The organism is Pseudomonas sp. NPDC089554 (assembly GCF_050280645.1).
Taxonomy (GTDB): Bacteria; Pseudomonadota; Gammaproteobacteria; order Pseudomonadales; family Pseudomonadaceae; genus Aquipseudomonas.
On sequence record NZ_JBNNVR010000016.1, the window covers coordinates 31,800 to 50,015 of the forward strand.

Sequence of the window (18,216 nt, forward strand, 5' to 3'; positions counted from 1 at the left end):
CTTGCCCGCGAACCAGGCGCACTGGCCGTTCGTTTTGTTACTCAATCGGTAAAACAGTCTTGCATCTAAGACTAAGGTCGTCTGGTTGGCGTTCACCGGCAGCATAAAGTAAGGGCGGGTTCACCCATTACTGTGTTGCTGCTAGGACAAAAACAATGAACGACAGCATCTACCGATCAATACAAGAAAGTCCGCGCTTCAAAGAGCTGGTCACCAAGCGGGAGCGCTTCGCCTGGATCCTCTCGGCGATCATGCTCGGCCTCTACTGCGCCTTCATCCTCCTCATCGCCTATGGCCCACAGCTGCTGGGCAGCAAGATCAGCCCCGACTCGTCCATCACCTGGGGTATCCCCATGGGCGTTGGCCTGATCCTCTCGGCATTCGTGCTCACCGGCATCTACGTGCGCCGCGCCAATGGCGAGTTCGATGAGCTGAACAAAGCGATCCTGAAGGAGGCGCAGCAATGATTCGTCACGCCAAAACCTTGGCCGTCCTCGCCTGCGGTGTATTCACACCCGCTGTGTGGGCAGCCGATGCAATCAGCGGCGCGGTGCAGAAACAACCTTTGAACATGTCGGCCATCCTCATGTTCCTGGCCTTCGTGCTGTTCACCCTGGGCATTACCTACTGGGCGTCCAAACGCAACAACTCGGCCTCCGACTACTACGCAGCGGGCGGGCGTATCACCGGCTTCCAGAACGGCCTGGCGATTGCCGGTGACTACATGTCGGCAGCGTCCTTCCTGGGTATTTCCGCCCTGGTGTTCACCTCCGGCTACGACGGCCTGATCTACTCGATCGGCTTTTTGGTCGGCTGGCCGATCATCCTCTTCCTGATCGCCGAGCGCCTGCGCAACCTGGGCAAGTACACCTTCGCCGACGTGGCCTCGTACCGCCTGGGCCAGAAGGAAATCCGCACCCTGTCGGCCTCAGGCTCCTTGGTGGTGGTGGCCTTCTACCTGATCGCGCAGATGGTCGGCGCGGGCAAGCTGATCGAACTGCTGTTCGGCCTGGACTACCACGTCGCGGTGATCCTGGTGGGTATCCTGATGTGCGCCTATGTGCTGTTCGGCGGCATGCTGGCGACCACCTGGGTACAGATCATCAAGGCGGTCATGCTGCTGTCTGGTGCCAGCTTCATGGCACTGATGGTGATGAAGCACGTGGGCTTCGACTTCAACACGCTGTTCTCCGAGGCGATCAAGGTACATGCCAAGGGTGAGGCGATCATGAGCCCGGGCGGCCTGGTCAAGGACCCGATCTCGGCGTTCTCCCTGGGCTTGGCGCTGATGTTCGGTACCGCCGGCCTGCCGCACATCCTGATGCGCTTCTTCACCGTCAGCGACGCCAAGGAAGCCCGCAAGAGCGTGTTCTACGCCACCGGTTTCATCGGCTACTTCTACATCCTGACCTTCATCATCGGCTTCGGCGCGATCCTGCTGGTCAGCACCAACCCAGCCTTCAAGGACGCCGCCGGCGCCCTGCTGGGCGGCAACAACATGGCGGCGGTGCACCTGGCCGATGCCGTGGGCGGCAGTATCTTCCTCGGCTTCATCTCGGCAGTGGCCTTCGCTACCATCCTGGCGGTGGTTGCGGGCCTGACCCTGGCCGGTGCCTCGGCGGTGTCCCATGACCTGTACGCCAGCGTCTGGCGCAAGGGCAAGGCCAACGACAAGGACGAGATTCGCGTGTCGAAGATCACCACCATCGCCCTGGCGGTGCTGGCGATCGGCCTGGGTATCCTGTTCGAGAAGCAGAACATTGCGTTCATGGTAGGCCTGGCGTTCTCCATCGCTGCCAGCTGCAACTTCCCGGTGCTGCTGCTTTCGATGTACTGGAAGAAGCTGACCACCCGTGGCGCGATGATCGGCGGATGGATGGGCCTGGTCAGTGCGGTGAGCCTGATGATCCTCGGCCCAACCATTTGGGTGCAGATCCTCGGCCACGAGAAAGCCATCTACCCGTACGAGTACCCAGCACTGTTCTCGATGCTGATCGCCTTCGTGGGTATCTGGTTCTTCTCGGTCACCGACAAGTCCAAGGCTGCCGACGAAGAGCGCGCACTGTTCTTCCCGCAGTTCGTGCGTTCGCAAACCGGCCTGGGCTCGAGCGGCGCAGTTTCCCACTGATACCTGGCTTTGCATGAACGACGCCCCGGCTTGCCGGGGCGTTTTCGTTTCTGGTCGTCATTCTTCGGTAGTGGCACTTTGCAGGCCTTGGGAAATTTCTCACGCCCACTGGGAACGGTCTTACTCAAGGGTTCAGCCGCAGCGCGAATAATTCGCCTTGCCAACTGCAATAACGCAGTTGAAGCACACCCCTTTCAAGGAGATCTATTCGTGAAACGTCTTTTCATGGCCCTTCCCCTGGCATTGTTCACCGCTACCGCCGCCCATGCCGCTGACCCCATCGAAAAGCAAGTTCAGGTCACGGCCCAGGTACCGACCGACGCATTCTATGTTGAGCCGGTAGGCGGCAACTGGATGAATGACCCGCAGGAGCTGCAATGGAATTCGTTCCGCAGCGAGCTGCAGCCGATCCGCAAGCAGCTTCAGGTCAAGAGCACCGTGGGCCCGATCGCGGCCTACATGCTGTCGCCTGCCACCATCACCAGCGGCCTGGACGTCAAGGTCGCCAACGAAGTTCTGACTACCACCTCCGCTGAAGTCGTCTCGGGTGCACTGGCAGGCCCAGGCGCGGTCATCGGTTTCGAGATCGCCGCCCAGGCTGCACCCTCCACCGGCTACGTTCCGGGCAACTACCAAGGCCTGGTCAGCATGATGTTCGAAACCAACCCATAAGCGTTCGGCGTTTCGTACTCCCATCCGCTCTACCTGTCCTTCGCCCCGAGGTTCGCCTCGGCGGTGAAGGAGGGGCCTGCCTGCATACTAAAAATGATCAAGTATTCCTTCAGCGTGACGTTGCGCGGCCTGTTTGCCGCGGGCGCGTTGCTCGCCCCTTTGCCTGCGTGGGCGGACACCTCCAGGCCTGCAGTGCCAGGGCTGGTACAGACAGAGGGCCTGCCGCGCGAGTTCGAGGGGCACTTCTTCGATGTGCCGCTGGCGGTGCGGGTCGACCTCGATGGCCGCTACCTGGGCGATGCGATGGTGGTGCTGTCGCGTGACCAGCGAGTGCAACTGCTCGAGTTCACCGAAACCCAGGACAGCCAGGAGCCTGAAAGCCTGCGTCGCCGTTGGCAAGAGCGCCTGGCCGATGGCCGACCGCTGGGCAACTGCCAAAGTGACTGCGTCGATGGCCTGCGCGCGCTGCACTACAGCCTGGTCAACTCGCAGTTGTCGTTGTTGACCGACCAGGCTGAAGCCAGTGGCGATGCCGCCCGTTATCACCGCCTGCCGGAGCATGGCAGCCATGGGCTGCTGCTGCGCAACCAGCTCAACCTGGTGGGCGATGGCCAGCAAACCAGTGGCCGCTACGCCTTGCAAGGCCAGACCAGCCTGGGCAACTGGACCGGCGTTGCCGACGGCCAGCTCGACCGTGGCAGCGACAGCGAACAAGGCACCCGTTACCGTCTCGACCAGCTGTACAGCGAACGGCTGCACGAGAACCATTTCTATCGCCTGGGCTATTTCACTCCAGGCGCACAAGGCCTGGTACGCCAACCACGCTTGTTCGGCAGCAGCCCGGACACAACCCTGGGCCTGATGTTCGGCAGCAGCGACAGCCTGGCCATCGACACTACCTCACCCAGTGCCACGCCGATCTACGTCACCCCCGACCGCCCAGGGGTGGTGGAGATCTACCGCAATGGCGTGCTGATCAACAGCCAGCCGGTACAGCCCGGCCTGCAGACCCTCGACACTCGGGTGCTGCCCGGTGGCATCTATGAAGTCGAGGTGCGCCTGGTCGAGGATGGCCAGGTGACTTCGCGCACCCAAGAGTTCATCTACAAGCCCACCAACTGGCGCTCTTCCGACTCGCGCTGGCGCTACAACCTGTACCTGGGGCGCCAGGAAAGCCTGTTCAACAACTGGGAAGACGACCACGACGCGAGCCTCAGTGGCGGGGTGATGGCCAACTACCTGCTGCACCCCCGGGCAGTGCTGGGCCTGGCGAGCCAGCGCATCGACGAGCGCATGCAGTACAGCACCTCGCTGGACTGGACGCCGCGCGACCGTATCTCGCTGTACACAAACCTGTTCCAGACCCAAGGCCATGGCACCGGCTACGACTTGCAGGGCATCTTCAGCCACGACCTCGGCTCGCTGGTGCTCAGCCACAACCGTTCGTGGATCGAGTCTGCACGCGACCTCGACAGTGGGCCGATCCGCCAGCAGAACAGCCAGACCTCGGTGTCGCTGAACCAGCGCCTCGATGCACGTCACACCGCCACTGCCCGGGTGACGCGCAGCAGTGGTGAGTCCAGCGGCATGGCCTACGACCTGGGCTGGTCGTATTTCGGCAAGCTCGGTGGCTCCGATGCCACCTGGCGCCTGTCGTTGTTCGACCGCCCGGGTACCCGCGCTACCGATGAGCAGCGCAGCCGGGGCGTGAACCTCAGCCTGAGCATGAGCCTCGGCCAGCCTGGCAAGCGCCTGTCGGCAAGCATCGGCAGCCGCACTGCGCGCGATGGCGGGCGAGACCAGAACGCGTCGGTTTCCTACCAGCAGGACGTCGACCTCGGCGCCCTGCGCACGGTCACCGCCACCACCACGGTGGACCGCTACGGCGCTGGCTTGGCCGGACACGTCAACTTCGAGAACCAGCGGCTGTATGGCGACGCCTATGCCCAGCAGTCTTCCTACAACGGCAAGCTCAGTGGCGGCATCAACCTGGAAAGCACCGTGGCCGTGGGGGGCGGCAAGCTGGCCATGAGCGGCCAGTACCTGCCCCACGAGGCGGGGCTGATCGTCGATGTCGACACCGACCTGCCCGAACTGCGCCTGCGCGCCGACGACCACCAGGGCAGCAGTGCGCGCCTTCACCCGGGGCGCAACATCATCCCGGTGACGGCGTTCAAGTCCGGCCACGTGCAGTTCGACTTCGACGATGGCGAACACACGGCAGCGGTGATCCAGCCTTCGAGCGTCGACTATCACCTGAACCGTGGGGGCGTGGAATACCGCCAGTTGCACGTGCTGCGCACCGTGACGGTGCTGGGGCGTCTGCTCGATGCCAAGGGCCAGCCGATGCGGGGGGCGCACGTGATCAACCACGCCAGCCGTGGGGTCAGCGAGGTGGATGGGCATTTCGCGGTGGAGATGAGCGAATCCACCCCGACCCTGGAAATCCGCAGTGCCGGTGCTTCTGCCTGTCTGTTGAAGCTCGACCCGGCGGGTTTGCCACGCGAAGACAACGTGCTGATGGCCGGTGACCTGCGCTGCGTACCGAAGGGTCTGGCCAATGCCATCGACGGCGGCACAGGTGCAGACAGCTGATGGCACAGCGCACAGCAACCCTGGGCCTGGAGCCGGGTCACACCGAAATCATGAGGACTACATCCATGCTGGCTGTACACCCACGTCGCCTGCGTCTGTCACCTTGGCTGCTGGCATTGTTGCTCGGCCGGGCGGCGTTGCCCGAGGCCACGGCGGCCGAGGTGACCTTCACCGCCAAATACCGCGGCGAAGCCAGCGGGCGCTTCGAGAACACCACGCGACAGGCCGGGTTCTGCGGCTACTGGCCCACGCACTGTGCTGGCGTGCAGACAGTGGGGCTGCCGCTGAATTACCTGAAGACATCGATCGCCTATGCACCCGATGCGCGCGACCAGTTCTACGTCAAGCTGCCGGGACGGCGCACGTTGCAGGTCACCAATCCGCTGACCCGCGATACCTACCCGATCACCTTCGAGATCCTGGGGGTAAGTCAGAAAGTCCAAGAGCCCAGCTACAAGAACCCGGTATTCACGCGCTACCCCTCGGGTGGTTGTGCCTACCAAGTCACCTACTGGACCGAACAGGGCTGGACCATGTACCTGTGGAGCGTGCGCAATCCCGCTCAGCCACAGCCCTGTTACTCCAACGGCACCGAAGCGAAGCGTGGCGAGACCTTCACCACCCCGGTGACCGAAATGGCCGTCTCATACAAGCTGAACATGCCGTCGCCGCTGGCCATGAAGCCGGGCATCTACCATGGCAGTGCGACCTACAGCGTCGGCCCGGGTATGGACTTCGACTTCGGCAATGGTGTCCAGGGCCTGGACAACAACAGCTTGACGCTGAACTTCGAGCTGGATGTGCAACACGCCTTCGTCATCGACTTCCCACCTGGCTCGGAGCGCGCGGTGCTCGAACCCCCGGGCGGCTGGAGCGGTTGGCTGTCACGCGGGCAGGCGCTGCAGAAGCTGTACCGCGACCTGTTGTTCCAGATCTGGTCCAGCGGGCCGTTCAAGGCCTACAAGCTGTGCCAGTACCCGGTGGGTGATCGCTGCGGTATTCGCAATGCCGCCAACCACGAGGTGCCGGTCAGTGTGGGGGTGAGCATGCCGGGGGGCATTCGCCAGGAAGGCAAGGAGGTACGCAAGCTGGCCTTGCCCACCGGACGCGCTGCGGCGTTATCGTTCGAGGCAGTCGCTACTGTGTTCAACCGCTCGGGACAGCTGAATTTCGAGGTCGAGCGTGAACATGTGAAGGGCATGCTCGACCACCCGGGCAGCACCTACCGAGGGGACGTGACGGTGGTGTTCGATGCGGAGATGTGACTTGGTCTTCGGATGTTTCCTACCGGCCTACAGGAGCCTTCCTGCAACAGGTTTGGCTTTTTCCATTTCGCTATCGACCAATAATATCACTTTGATATCACCCTCTCTTTTTCTCGCTGGAGGCTTGAAATGTTCGCACGCTGGATGACCGTCGCCCTGCTGTTGCTGCCCTGTTCTGCACTGGCAGCGCCCGAGATCAATGTCGGGGCGCTGTACGACTACCTCGACGGCGGCAAGAGTACCTTGCTCAAGCGTGTGCGCAATGGTGGCGACACCACGGCGTTCGTCAAGGTCAGCGTGGCCGAGTTGGTCTACGCCCGCGATGGCACGCCCCGTGAAATCGACCAGGAGAGCTTGCCGATGGCCGAGCGTGGGGTGGTGGCTAGCCCGGCGCGGCTGATCGTGCCGGCCAATGGCATGCAGACCGTGCGCCTGCTGTATCGCGGCGGGCGTGACAGCGAGCGTTATTTCCGCTTGCGCTTCGTACCGGTGCTGCCGGAGGCCCAGGACGGTTTCAACCTGAGCGACGCCGAGGCCGAGCAGTACCGCGACGGCCTCAAGGCCGGCGTCAACCTGCTGGCCGGCTATGGCACGCTGCTGTTCGTGCGCCCCGCCGAAGTGCGCTATCACACACCGATCGATGAGCAGCCCACGCGCCTGTCGGTGGGCAACCAGGGCAACGCCACGGTGATTCTCGACCGCTTCCGCCATTGCAGCCGCGATGGCCAGCGCTGCGAAACCACCACCAAGCACCACTTGCTGCCAGGGCGGGTGCGCGAGTTCCCGCGGCAGGTGGGCTGGACCTACGAGTTCGAACTGATCGAGGGCCGCGACCGTCGCGAACTGGCCATCGGCGGTTGAGGGCAGGTGATGCAAAAGGTACTGGTCGTCGATGACCACCCCTTCATCCGTGCCAGCGTGTGCATGCAGTTGCGCCAGGACCAGCTCGAGGTGGTCGCCCAGGCCGACAACGGTGTCGACGCCGTCAGGCTGGCGCGCGAGCACTGCCCCGACATCGTCATTCTCGACCTGCTCATACCCGGCCTCGACGGGCTGGAGGTGATCGGTCGGATCCTGGGCATGGAGCGCCCGGCCAAGGTCCTGGTGCTGACCTCGCAGGCGGCGGAAAGCTATTCGTTGCGCTGCATGAAGGCCGGTGCCTCGGGCTTCGTCTCGAAGACCGACGACCTGCTGGCCCTGAGCAAGGCGGTGGTGGCGGTACTGTCGGGCTACACCTATTTCCCCGAGGTCGCGCTCAGTTCGGTCAACCGCCGCGAGCTGGAAGACGACGAGACGCAGAGCATCGCCCGCTTGAGCGACCGTGAGCTGGTGATTCTCCAGCAGCTGGCGCGGGGCATGAGCAACAAGGCGATCGGCGATGCCATGTTGTTGAGCAACAAGACCATCAGTACCTACAAGGCGCGCCTGATCGAGAAGCTCAAGGTCGCCTCGTTGATCGACCTGGCCGACATCGCCCGCCGCAATGGGCTGATCTAGGGCCTTGGGCGACCTATTGGGGATGTGGCTGGACGCAGCCTTGCGTCATCCGCCCTGGGCATTGCTGCCTGGTTTGGCGCTGATGGCGCTGGCCCTGTATGGCATGCGCCAGCTACGTGCGGGCAAGGTGCGTGAGCGCATGCTGCTTGAGCAGGTCAGTGCGCTCAGCGCGCTGATCGCTGGTATCCGGCGCCAGCGCAAGGCCGCCAATGGCTGTTCGCACCTGTCGCCGTGCCGTGGCCGCCAGCTGTGTCCGACGGTGTCGGCCCAGCGCTGCCTGCATGTGCTCCTGGTCAGCGGCCACCCTGCCAATCGGCTGCTGTTGCGTTTGCAACTTCGGCGCCTGGGGCATTGTGTCGAGCTGGCCGAGGATGGCGCCCAGGCGCTGCGGGCGAGCATGAAATTAACCTTCGATGTGATCATCAGTGATTGTGAGATGCCTGCCATGAATGGCTACCAACTGGCCCGTGCCGTACGCCAACACGAGCAACGCCAGCAGGCTTCGCCTTGCCTGGTGATTGGCCTGGCTGCGCGTGAGCTGATGCGCACGCGCATGCGTTGCCTGGCGGCAGGCATGGATGATTGCCTGCACAACCCGCTACCCATAGTGCAACTGCGACGCTTGTTGAACTCGGCTGCCACGCTGGTCGACGAGGGTATCGACTTCGACCTCGGTGAGCTGAAACGCTTGGCGGCAGGTGACACCCAGGCTGTCTGCAGTTTGCTGCGCGACCTGCAGGAAGTGAACCGCAACGACCTGCGGCGTCTGCGTAAATGCTTGCTGATTGGGGACTTGGCAGGCCTGGCGGCCCTGGCACATCGGATCAAGGGTGGGGTGCGGATCATCCGCGCGCAGCGGGTGGTCGATGCCTGCCAACGCCTGGAAGACAGCTGCGCTGCTGCGAGCAGGGTCAGTGACGACATTGCGCTCGACCTGCAACTGTTGACCCTGGCCGTGCTACGCCTGGAGGTGCGGCTGCGTCGCTACCGCAGCGGTTGCGACGCCTGAGCACACCCTGGCGGCGCGGGGCAGGGGCTGCCCGCGCCGCTTGGGGTCATATGTGGCCGAGCAGCAGCAGGATCAACAGCACCACCAGCACCACCCCGACGATGCCTGACGGGCCATAGCCCCAGCTGCGCGAGTGGGGGAAGACCGGCAGACCGCCGATCAGGATAAGGATCAGGATGATGATGAGGATCGTGGTCATGGGCGAAGTCCTTGCGTAGTTGAAGGTCAGAGGCCTGGAACTGCCGGCCACTTACACTTGCGACCTATGAGTGATGGCAAAGATTCCATCGGTTGCGCGTAGGCCACTCATGCCCGCCCATTCAGCAGCCTGATAGCACTCCAGCGCATCCTGCGGCTTGGCTAGACTGCTGGCATCCCGACCGAACAAGGCTTGCCTCCATGCACAACCGAATGATGATCACCGGGGCCGGTTCCGGCCTGGGCCGCGAGATTGCCCTGCGCTGGGCCCGCGAGGGGTGGCGCCTGGCTTTGGCTGACGTCAACGATGTGGGGCTGCGTGAAACGCTGGCGTTGGTGCGTGAGGCGGGGGGCGAGGGGTTCGTACAGCGTTGCGATGTGCGCGACTACAGCCAGCTGACTGCGCTGGCCCAGGCCTGCGAGGAGAAGCTCGGCGGCATCGATGTGATCGTCAACAACGCCGGGGTCGCGTCGGGTGGCTTCTTCGCCGAGCTGTCGCTGGAGGACTGGGACTGGCAGATCGCGGTCAACCTGATGGGCGTGGTCAAGGGCTGCAAGGCCTTCCTGCCACTGCTCGAGCGCAGCCAGGGGCGAATCATCAACATCGCTTCGATGGCGGCGTTGATGCAGGGGCCGGGGATGAGCAACTACAACGTCGCCAAGGCTGGGGTATTGGCGCTGTCGGAGAGCCTGCTGGTGGAGCTGCGGCCATTGCAGGTGGCAGTGCACGTGGTGTGCCCATCGTTCTTCCAGACCAACCTGCTGGACTCGTTCCGCGGGCCGAACCCGGCCATGAAGGCGCAGGTGGGCAAGCTGCTGGAAGGCTCGCCGATCAGTGCCGCGGACATCGCCGACTACATCCACGCCAAGGTGGCGGCGGGCGAGTTCATGATTCTGCCCCACGAGGCCGGGCGTGAGGCCTGGGCGCTCAAGTGCAAGGCGCCGCAGTTGCTGTACGACGAGATGACCTCCATGGCTGTGAAGATGCGCGCCAAGGCGCGTGGCGCCTGATCTTGCCTGGCCTCTAGCGGTGTGGCAGGGCTGCGTATGTAGGCTTTATTACCCGCCTGCGTAGGCTGCGTCTATTTTGCCGGCCAAGCGTTGTGCCGACGATAACACCATAGGAGTCTGCGCCTTTTCCGTACAAGCGAAAGGAAAGCAGCATGCTGGTTATCGGGCGTGAGATAGGGCAGGTCATCACCATCGGCGACGATGTTCGCATCAGGGTGATCGAGGTACAGGGCGGCATCGTGCGTTTCGGCATCAGTGCGCCGCGCAAGGTGACGGTGCACCGCTCGGAAATCCACGAGCGAATCAAGCTCCAGGGGCGACGCAAGACCCCGGCATGAGCGGGGCTGTGTTCAGTCGAGCAGTTCCCGAGGCACGTCGTGCTTGGCCAGCAGTTGGCATTGCTGGCTGTCCAGGTCGAACAGAATGAACGCCTGGCCCTTGGCCAACGCCTGGCGTACGCGCAGCACCCGGGTTTCCAGGGGCGTGTCGTCGCCATTGTCGGTGCCGTCGCGGGTGACGAAGTCCTCGATCAGGCGGGTCAGGGTTTCGGCTTGCAATTGGTCGTAGGGAATCAGCATGGCGGCGGGGTCTTGAGGGATTGGGTTAATGCTACGCGAATCGGTGGAGACTGTGCTGGCCTCTTCGCGGGCAAGCCCGCTCCTACAGGCTCAGCGCAAGTCCTGTAGGAGCGGGCTTGCCCGCGAAGAGACCAGTCAAGGCGCCACATCTCTTCAGCCCTTGTTCCCCACCAGGCTCTCCACGGTCGGCAGCTGTGTGTCGCTGGCCATCTGCGCATCATGTTCGAGCTGGTGGCTGAAGCGCTCCAACGAAGCGTTGGCCGGTTGCGAGTCGCTGGCGAATACCGGCGGGCTGAGCAGGTAGGCCGCTAGCAGCCGGCTGAGCGCCGCGAGGCTGTCGATATGGGTGCGCTCGTAGCCGTGGGTCGCATCGCAGCCGAACGCCACCAGCGCCGTGCGGATGTCGTGGCCTGCGGTCACTGCCGAATGGGCATCGCTGAAGTAGTAGCGGAACAGGTCGCGGCGCACCGGCAGCTCCTGGTCACTTGCCAGCTTCAGCAGGTGACGAGACAGGTGGTAGTCGTAGGGGCCGGAAGAGTCCTGCATCGCTACGCTCACCGCATGCTCGCTGGAGGCTTGCCCCGGCGCCACCGGGGCAATGTCGATACCGACGAACTCACTGACATCCCAGGGCAGGGCGCCGGCCGCGCCGGAGCCGGTCTCCTCGGTGATGGTGAACAGTGGGTGGCAGTCGATCAGCGGTTGCCGGCCGCTTTCCACCACGGCCTTGAGCGCCGCCAGCAAGGCCGCCACACCGGCCTTGTCGTCCAGGTGGCGGGCGCTGATATGACCGCTGTCGGTGAATTCCGGCAGCGGGTCGAAGGCGACGAAGTCACCGATGGAAATGCCCAGGGCTTCGCAGTCGGCGCGCGTGGCGCAGTAGGCGTCCAGGCGCACTTCCACGTGCTCCCAGCTGACTGGCATCTGGTCGATGGCGGTGTTGAAGGCGTGCCCGCTGGCCATCAGCGGCAGCACGCTGCCGCGGAAAATGCCGGTGTCGGTGAACACACTGACGCGGCTGCCTTCGGCGAAGCGGCTCGACCAGTGGCCCACCGGGGCCAGGGCCAGGCGGCCATTGTCTTGCAACTGGCGCACGCTGGCGCCGATGGTGTCCAGGTGCGCGGAGACGGCGCGGTCGGGTGAGCTCTGGCGGCCTTTCAAGGTGGCGCGGATGGTGCCACGGCGGGTCAGCTCGAAAGGAATGCCCAGGTCGTCCAGGCGTTCGGCGACATAGCGCACGATGGTGTCGGTGAAGCCCGTGGGGCTGGGGATGGCGAGCATCTCCAGGAGCACGCGCTTGAGGTAGTCGAGGTCGGGTTCGGGGTGTCGTTCAGACATGTTCACTCCTCGGGGGTGATTCGGTGGCTGTACCGGCGCCTTCGCGGGCAAGCCCGCTCCTACAGGGGGGCGTTGAACCTGTAGGAGCGGGCTTGCCCGCGAATAGGTCGCACTGGTTTACGCAAGCGGCCGGCTATGCGGGAACAGCAGGTCGACAAAGCGCTCTGCCGTCGGCTGCGGTTCGTGGTTGGCCAAACCCGCGCGCTCGTTGGCTTCGATGAACACGTAGTCCGGGCATTCGGCATCGCGCACCATCAGGTCCAGCCCTACCACCGGAATTTCCAGCGCTCGCGCCGCGCGGATGGCGGCATCGGCCAGCACTGGGTGCAGGCGCTCGGTAACGTCTTCCAGGGTGCCGCCCGTGTGCAGGTTGGCGGTGCGCCGTACCGCCAGGCGCTGGCCGGCGGGCAGGATGTCGTCATAGCCCAGGCCCGCGTCACGCAGGGTGCGCTCGGTCTCCTCGTCCAGCGGAATACGGCTCTCGCCGCCGGTCGCCACCAGGCGCCTGCGGCTTTGTGCCTCGATCAGCGCCTTGAGGGTGTGCTTGCCGTCGCCCAGCACCTGGGCCGGGTGACGAATGGCGGCGGCCACCACCTCGTAGCCGATCACCACGATGCGCAGGTCCAGCCCAGGGTGGAAGCTTTCCAGCAACACGCGGCTGTCGAAGCGTCGGGCCTGGGCAATCGCCTGGGTGAGGTCTTCGAGGGTGGTGAGGTTCACCGCCACGCCCTGGCCTTGTTCGCCGTCCACCGGCTTGACCACCGCCGCGCCATGCTCTTCGAGAAAGGCCAGGTTGTCGTCGGCGTTGCCCGCCAGTTGTTGAGCAGGCACGTTCAAACCAGCGGCATAAAAGGCCTGGCGGGTCAGGCGCTTGTCCTGGCAGAGGGTCATGGTGACGGCGCTGGTCAGGTCGCTGAGCGACTCACGGCAGCGTACCCGGCGCCCGCCCAGGCTCAGGGTGAACAGGCCGGCACCGGCATCTTCCACCTGCACGTCGATACCTCGGCGCAGGGCTTCGTTGACGATGATCCGCGCGTAGGGGTTCAGCCCAGCTTCCGGGCCAGGGCCGAGGAACAGCTCCTGGTTGATGCCGTTCTTGCGCTTGACCGCGAAGGTCGGCAGGTTGCGAAACCCGAGCTTTTCATACAGCCGCTTGGCCTGGCGATTGTCGTGCATCACCGACAGGTCGAGGTAGGCCAGGCCCCGGCTCATGAAGTGCTCCACCAGGTGGCGCACCAGCACTTCGCCAACCCCAGGGCGGTCGCACTGTGGGTCCACGGCCAGGCACCACAGGCTGCTGCCGCGGTCCGGGTCGTCGAAGGCCTTGCTGTGGTTCAGGCCCATGACGCTGCCGATCACTGCGCCGCTGTGTTCATCCTCGGCCAGCCAGTACACCGGGCCACCCAGGTGGCGTGGGGTCATCAGCTCGGGGTTGACCGGCAGCATGCTGCGCGCCTGGTACAGGGTGTTGATCGCCTGCCAGTCGGCCTCGGAATGGGCCCGACGAATACGAAAACCGCGGAATACCCGCTGCGCGGCGCGGTAGTCGGTGAACCACAGGCGCAGCGTATCGGACGGGTCGAGGAACAGTTGCTGTGGGGCCTGGGCCAGCACCTGCTGGGGTGCGGCCACGTACAGCGCGATGTCGCGCTCGCCGGGCTGCTCGTCGAGCAGCGCTTCGGCCAGCTCCAGCGGCGCAGGGTAGGTGTGGCCGATCAGCAGGCGGCCCCAGCCGCAGTGCACGGCACGCGGCTGGTCGTGGGGCTCGCTGCCGTCACCGGCCAGGCGTGCCTGCAAGCGTTCGTAGGACGGCGCCTGGCCGCGCAACAAGCGCTGGCCATAGGCGGGATGGGCTTTCATCGGTCAGATTCCTTGTTCGCTGAGCCACAGGTTCAGGGCCGCCAGTTGCCACAGCTTGGAGCCGCGCAGCGGGGTGAGCTGGCCGTGTGGGTTGCTCAGCAGTCGGTCGAGCATCGCCGGGTTGAACAGGCCGCGGTCCTGGCTGGGGTCGGTCAGCAATGCACGCACCCAGTCCAGGGTGGCGCCTTCGAGGTGCTTGAGGCCGGGCACCGGGAAGTAGCCCTTCTTGCGGTCGATCACCTCGTGAGGAATGACCCGGCGTGCGGCCTGCTTGAGCACCTGCTTGCCGCCATCGGGCAGTTTGAAGCGCGCCGGAATACGCGCCGACAGCTCCACCAGGCGGTAGTCAAGGAACGGCGTACGCGCTTCCAGGCCCCAGGCCATGGTCATGTTGTCTACCCGTTTGACCGGGTCATCGACCAGCATCACCGTGCTGTCCAGGCGCAGGGCCTTGTCCACTGCATCCGGCGCGCCGGGGCGGGCGAAGTGCTCGCGGACGAAGTCGCCGGCAGCGTCGGTCTCCAGCAGCCAGGGCGTCTGCACGGTGTCGCGGTACTCGGCGTGGCTGCGGTCGAAGAAGGCATCGCGGTAGGCGCCGAAGGCATCCTCGGCGCCATCGACCTGCGGGTACCAGTGGTAACCGGCGAACAGCTCGTCCGCGCCCTGGCCGCTCTGCACGCCCTTGCAGTGCTTGGCCACCTCGCGCGACAGCAGGTAGAAGGCGATGCAGTCGTGGCTGACCATCGGCTCGCTCATGGCGCGGAACGCGGCGGGCAACTGTTCGATGATCTCGCGCTCGTCGATGCGCAACTGGTGGTGGCGGGTGCCGTAGTGGCGGGCGATCAGGTCGGAATACTGGAACTCGTCGCCGCGCTCACCGCCGGCATCTTCGAAGCCGATAGAGAAAGTGGAAAGGTCGTCCACGCCGGCTTCACGCAGCAGGCCGACCAACAGGCTCGAATCGACCCCACCGGACAGCAGCACGCCGACGTCCACGGCGGCGCGTTGGCGGATGGCCACGGCGTCACGGGTGGCATCCAGCACGCGGGTGGTCCAGCCTTCCAGGTCGAGGTCCTGTTCGTCCGGGTTGGGGCCGTAGTGCAGCTGCCACCAGGTCTGGCGTTCGATTTCGCCGTGCTGGTCGATGCGCATCCAGCTGCCGGGCTCGAGCTTCTGCACGTTGGCCAGCAGGGTACGCGGCGCGGGCACCACAGCATGGAAATTGAGGTAGTGATTGAGCGCGACCGGGTCGATCATCGGGTCGATGTCGCCGCCCTTGAGCAGCGCCGGCAGCGTCGAGGCGAAGCGCAGCCGCTCGCCATTGCGCGACAGGTACAGGGGCTTGACGCCGAGGCGGTCGCGGGCCAGGAACAGGCGCTGGTTGTCGCGTTCCCAGATGGCCAGGGCGAACATGCCGTTGAGCTTGGGCAGCAAGGCCGCGCCCCAGGCGTGGTAGCCCTTGAGCAGCACTTCGGTGTCGCCATCGGACCAGAAGCGGTAGCCCAGGTCCTGCAGTTCCTGGCGCAGCTCGGGGAAGTTGTAGATGGCGCCATTGAAGGCCAGCGACAGGCCCAGGGTGTTGTCGACCATCGGCTGGGCCGAGCCGTCGGACAGGTCCATGATCTTCAGTCGACGGTGGCCAAGGGCGATGGGCCCTTGGCTATGGAAGCCCCAGGCATCCGGGCCGCGTGGCGCCAGATGATGGGTGATGCGCTCTACCGCAGCGAGGTCCGCTGGGCGAGGGGCTTGGCCTGGGGGGGTGAAACGTAACTCTCCTGCTAATCCGCACATAGGTCCTTACCGGTTTTGCCGTTGGGGAGGCGCACCCCGAAATGGAGCGCGTAAGGAACTGACCTGGGGGATTTGTGAGAGTTTTAGATCGATCTGTTATATGGGGCGGGTGGTGCTCATGTCTGGTGGCCAGCAGTGACCTTTTCGCGGGTTTACCCGCGAAGAAGCCGACTCCGGTTCAGCCCTTGGTCCCGCGAATCAGCGCCCGCAAGGCAAACCGATTAGGGTGGCAGGCTTCGGCCACCGCACGGGGCACTGGCAGCGGCTCGCCGCTTGCCCAGGCGGCGATCAGCTCGCCACACAGCGGTGCCGTGATCAGCCCGCGTGAGCCATGGCCGGTATTGACGTACAAGCCTTCCAACCATGGGCACTCGACCTCCGGCACCTGTCGCGCATCCTTGCCGAGCACTGCATAGGCCTCATTGAAAGCCTGCGGGTCAGCCAGCGGCCCGACGATCGGCAGGTAATCCGGGCTGGTGCAGCGAAACGCGGCGCGGCCTTGTAGCTGTGCCGGGTCCAGCGCCTGGGTGCCGAGACGTTGGGCCAGGTCTTGGGAAATCTCATCGAGCAGCGCCAGGTTGCTGGCATGCTCGGCGGCGGTCGGTGCGAGGTCCTGGCTGTGGAAATCGAAGCTGGCCCCCAAGGTATGTTCGCCCTCGCGCGGCGGCGCCACGTAGCCCTCGGCGCAGACCACGGTGCGCAGGGCCTGGCTGGCGGCGTTGGCAGGCAGGCGGGTGACCTGGCCACGAATACGCTTGAGCGGCAGCCCTGCGCAGGCCGGAAAGCGACGGACTTCGGCGGCACCAGCCAGCACCACCAAGGGCGCGCTGGCCAGCAGGCGCTCGCCGTCCCAGGCTTGCCAACGGCCCTCGACACGGCGCAGTTCGAGCACTTGCTGGTGGTTCAGTACGCGGATACCCGGGTGGGCCAGTTGCGCCTGGCACAGCGCAGGCGGGTGCACCCAGCCACCTTCGGGGTAGAACAGCCCGCCGCTTTGCAGCCCCACGCCAGCGATCGCCTCGGCCTGGGCCTGGTCCAGCGGCTGCAGCAGGCTGTTGTCGAAGGCATTCGCCAGCTTGGCCTGGCGCTCGCCTTCCTGGCTGTCGAAGGCCAGTTGCAGCACGCCACAGGCGTCCCAGTCGCGGCCGTGTTGCAGGTGTTCGAGCCAGCGGCGGGTGTAGCCGAAGCCCGCCAGGATCATCTGCGACAAGGTAGTGCCATGGGCCGATAGCTTGAGGTAGAGCACCCCTTGTGGGTTGCCCGAGGCTTCCCGGGCCGGGGCATCGTGGCGTTCCAGCACGCTCACCTGCCAGCCGCGGGCGGCCAGGCTGGCGGCGCTGGCGCTGCCGGCCAGCCCTGCGCCGATCACCAGGGCTTCACGAGGCCCCGGGAGCGGGCGAGGGCGGGCGTACCACGGGGGCGCAGGTGTGGGCCTGGGGGTGTCGTCAGGCCAGGCGATGAACTCACCGCCCATCACCTCCCACTTCTTGCCCAGGCCCGGCACTTTCTTCAAGGCAAAGCCCGCCGCGATCAGGCCGCGACGTACCCAGCCAGTGGTAGTGAAGGTGCCCAGGGTGGTGCCGGGGCGCGACAGCCGTGCCAACTGGGCGAACAGTTCGGGGGTCCACATGTCGGGGTTCTTGGCCGGGGCGAAGCCGTCGAGGAACCAGGCGTCGATGGGGGCATCCAGTTTCGGCAACTGCTCCAGCACGTCGCCGACCAGCAAGGTAAAGGTGATGCGCCCACCTTCGAAGCTGAACTGCTGGAACCCCGGGTGCACGGCCACATACTGCGCAAGCAACTGCTGGCTGTAGGCGGCGAACTGCGGCCACAGCGCCGTGGCCCGGCTCAGGTCGGCGAAGCTCAGCGGGTATTTCTCGACACTGACGAAATGCAGGCGCGCATCGGCATGGGCGTGCTCGGCGAAGTGCTGCCAGGCGCAGAAGAAGTTCATGCCGGTGCCGAAACCGGTCTCGCCGATTACCAGGCAAGCGTGTGGCGCAAGTTCGGCGAAGCGCTGCTTGAGGCGGTTCTGCTCGATGAACACGTACACCGTTTCATCTACGCCTTCGTTCTTGGAGAAGTAGACGTCGTCGTACTGGCGCGAGTGCGGGCGGCCCTGTTCGTCCCAGTCGATCTGGGCGTAGGAGGGGGTGGGTGTATCAGGCATCGGTCGGCTCGGGTTGCGGTGCAGGTGGCGATTCTAGGGTATTCGCGAGCGTTGTGCAGGCGCCCTCGACTGACCTGGGGCAAACCCGCGAGGTCTGAGTTTCC

At 64.9% G+C, this 18,216-nt stretch carries 16 protein-coding genes; 10 read left to right on the forward strand and 6 right to left on the reverse strand.

The annotated features are described in order from the left end of the window. Positions 1-155: 155 nt before the first annotated feature. From ACQKPE_RS07535 to ACQKPE_RS07570, 8 genes are all read left to right on the forward strand, one after another. Positions 156-467, forward strand: a complete 312-nt coding sequence (locus tag ACQKPE_RS07535) for a DUF485 domain-containing protein (RefSeq protein WP_427664578.1) — start codon at positions 156-158, stop codon at positions 465-467. Further along, positions 464-2,128 carry a cation acetate symporter gene (locus tag ACQKPE_RS07540; protein ID WP_427664580.1) on the forward strand — a complete coding sequence of 555 codons (1,665 nt, stop codon included), beginning with the start codon at positions 464-466 and terminating at the stop codon, positions 2,126-2,128. The genes ACQKPE_RS07535 and ACQKPE_RS07540 overlap by 4 nt, the downstream gene beginning before the upstream one ends. 210 nt (positions 2,129-2,338) lie before the next feature. Beyond that, positions 2,339-2,800 carry a CS1 type fimbrial major subunit gene (locus ACQKPE_RS07545; protein WP_427664582.1) on the forward strand — a complete coding sequence of 154 codons (462 nt, stop codon included), beginning with the start codon at positions 2,339-2,341 and terminating at the stop codon, positions 2,798-2,800. A 93-nt stretch (positions 2,801-2,893) separates the two neighbouring features. After that, on the forward strand, positions 2,894-5,395 hold the full coding sequence (locus ACQKPE_RS07550) for a TcfC E-set like domain-containing protein (RefSeq protein ID WP_427664584.1): 2,502 nt from the start codon (positions 2,894-2,896) through the stop codon (positions 5,393-5,395). A 65-nt stretch (positions 5,396-5,460) separates the two neighbouring features. After that, on the forward strand, positions 5,461-6,660 hold the full coding sequence (locus tag ACQKPE_RS07555; RefSeq protein WP_427664586.1) for a hypothetical protein: 1,200 nt from the start codon (positions 5,461-5,463) through the stop codon (positions 6,658-6,660). Between the two features lie 129 nt (positions 6,661-6,789). Further along, positions 6,790-7,521, forward strand: coding sequence for a molecular chaperone (locus ACQKPE_RS07560; protein WP_427664588.1), 732 nt, complete (start codon positions 6,790-6,792; stop codon positions 7,519-7,521). 9 nt (positions 7,522-7,530) lie between these two features. Then, positions 7,531-8,157: a response regulator gene (locus ACQKPE_RS07565; RefSeq protein WP_427664590.1), complete on the forward strand. Its 627-nt coding sequence runs from the start codon at positions 7,531-7,533 to the stop codon at positions 8,155-8,157. Between the two features lie 40 nt (positions 8,158-8,197). Next, a complete protein-coding gene (locus ACQKPE_RS07570) occupies positions 8,198-9,166 on the forward strand; it encodes a response regulator (RefSeq protein ID WP_427664592.1) in 969 nt (322 codons plus the stop codon). A gap of 46 nt (positions 9,167-9,212) precedes the next feature. On the opposite strand, the gene ACQKPE_RS07575 is transcribed toward ACQKPE_RS07570, so the two are convergent. Next, positions 9,213-9,365, reverse strand: a complete 153-nt coding sequence (locus tag ACQKPE_RS07575) for a DUF3309 family protein (protein WP_427664594.1) — start codon at positions 9,363-9,365, stop codon at positions 9,213-9,215. Between the two features lie 200 nt (positions 9,366-9,565). Between ACQKPE_RS07575 and ACQKPE_RS07580 the strand changes: the two genes are divergently transcribed. Together ACQKPE_RS07580 and ACQKPE_RS07585 are read left to right on the forward strand one after the other, a co-directional pair. After that, on the forward strand, positions 9,566-10,375 hold the full coding sequence (locus tag ACQKPE_RS07580) for an SDR family oxidoreductase (RefSeq protein WP_427664595.1): 810 nt from the start codon (positions 9,566-9,568) through the stop codon (positions 10,373-10,375). Positions 10,376-10,527: 152 nt separating this feature from the next. Next, positions 10,528-10,713 carry a carbon storage regulator gene (locus ACQKPE_RS07585; protein WP_427664597.1) on the forward strand — a complete coding sequence of 62 codons (186 nt, stop codon included), beginning with the start codon at positions 10,528-10,530 and terminating at the stop codon, positions 10,711-10,713. Positions 10,714-10,725: 12 nt separating this feature from the next. Here the strand turns inward: ACQKPE_RS07585 and ACQKPE_RS07590 are convergent, their stop codons facing one another. The 5 genes from ACQKPE_RS07590 to mnmC form a co-directional block, all read right to left on the reverse strand. Beyond that, positions 10,726-10,953 (reverse strand): YheU family protein, encoded by a 228-nt coding sequence (locus ACQKPE_RS07590; protein ID WP_427664599.1) that lies wholly within the window; start codon positions 10,951-10,953, stop codon positions 10,726-10,728. Positions 10,954-11,106: 153 nt separating this feature from the next. Then, a complete protein-coding gene (locus ACQKPE_RS07595; RefSeq protein ID WP_427664601.1) occupies positions 11,107-12,291 on the reverse strand; it encodes an osmoprotectant NAGGN system M42 family peptidase in 1,185 nt (394 codons plus the stop codon). A gap of 117 nt (positions 12,292-12,408) precedes the next feature. Then, positions 12,409-14,151, reverse strand: coding sequence for an N-acetylglutaminylglutamine synthetase (ngg, locus tag ACQKPE_RS07600; RefSeq protein WP_427664602.1), 1,743 nt, complete (start codon positions 14,149-14,151; stop codon positions 12,409-12,411). A 3-nt stretch (positions 14,152-14,154) separates the two neighbouring features. Beyond that, positions 14,155-15,942: an N-acetylglutaminylglutamine amidotransferase gene (locus ACQKPE_RS07605; RefSeq protein ID WP_427664604.1), complete on the reverse strand. Its 1,788-nt coding sequence runs from the start codon at positions 15,940-15,942 to the stop codon at positions 14,155-14,157. Positions 15,943-16,120: 178 nt separating this feature from the next. Further along, positions 16,121-18,112: a bifunctional tRNA (5-methylaminomethyl-2-thiouridine)(34)-methyltransferase MnmD/FAD-dependent 5-carboxymethylaminomethyl-2-thiouridine(34) oxidoreductase MnmC gene (gene mnmC, locus ACQKPE_RS07610; protein ID WP_427664606.1), complete on the reverse strand. Its 1,992-nt coding sequence runs from the start codon at positions 18,110-18,112 to the stop codon at positions 16,121-16,123. Positions 18,113-18,216 lie beyond the last annotated feature (104 nt).

Coding starts and splice junctions, on each gene's coding strand:
- ACQKPE_RS07535 (WP_427664578.1), top strand. CDS start 156: ATGAACGACAGCATCTACCGATCAATACAAGAAAGTCCGCGCTTCAAA.
- ACQKPE_RS07540 (WP_427664580.1), top strand. CDS start 464: ATGATTCGTCACGCCAAAACCTTGGCCGTCCTCGCCTGCGGTGTATTC.
- ACQKPE_RS07550 (WP_427664584.1), top strand. CDS start 2,894: ATGATCAAGTATTCCTTCAGCGTGACGTTGCGCGGCCTGTTTGCCGCG.
- ACQKPE_RS07555 (WP_427664586.1), top strand. CDS start 5,461: ATGCTGGCTGTACACCCACGTCGCCTGCGTCTGTCACCTTGGCTGCTG.
- ACQKPE_RS07560 (WP_427664588.1), top strand. CDS start 6,790: ATGTTCGCACGCTGGATGACCGTCGCCCTGCTGTTGCTGCCCTGTTCT.
- ACQKPE_RS07565 (WP_427664590.1), top strand. CDS start 7,531: ATGCAAAAGGTACTGGTCGTCGATGACCACCCCTTCATCCGTGCCAGC.
- ACQKPE_RS07575 (WP_427664594.1), bottom strand. CDS start 9,365: ATGACCACGATCCTCATCATCATCCTGATCCTTATCCTGATCGGCGGT.
- ACQKPE_RS07580 (WP_427664595.1), top strand. CDS start 9,566: ATGCACAACCGAATGATGATCACCGGGGCCGGTTCCGGCCTGGGCCGC.
- ACQKPE_RS07585 (WP_427664597.1), top strand. CDS start 10,528: ATGCTGGTTATCGGGCGTGAGATAGGGCAGGTCATCACCATCGGCGAC.
- ACQKPE_RS07590 (WP_427664599.1), bottom strand. CDS start 10,953: ATGCTGATTCCCTACGACCAATTGCAAGCCGAAACCCTGACCCGCCTG.
- ACQKPE_RS07595 (WP_427664601.1), bottom strand. CDS start 12,291: ATGTCTGAACGACACCCCGAACCCGACCTCGACTACCTCAAGCGCGTG.
- ngg (WP_427664602.1), bottom strand. CDS start 14,151: ATGAAAGCCCATCCCGCCTATGGCCAGCGCTTGTTGCGCGGCCAGGCG.
- ACQKPE_RS07605 (WP_427664604.1), bottom strand. CDS start 15,942: ATGTGCGGATTAGCAGGAGAGTTACGTTTCACCCCCCCAGGCCAAGCC.
- mnmC (WP_427664606.1), bottom strand. CDS start 18,112: ATGCCTGATACACCCACCCCCTCCTACGCCCAGATCGACTGGGACGAA.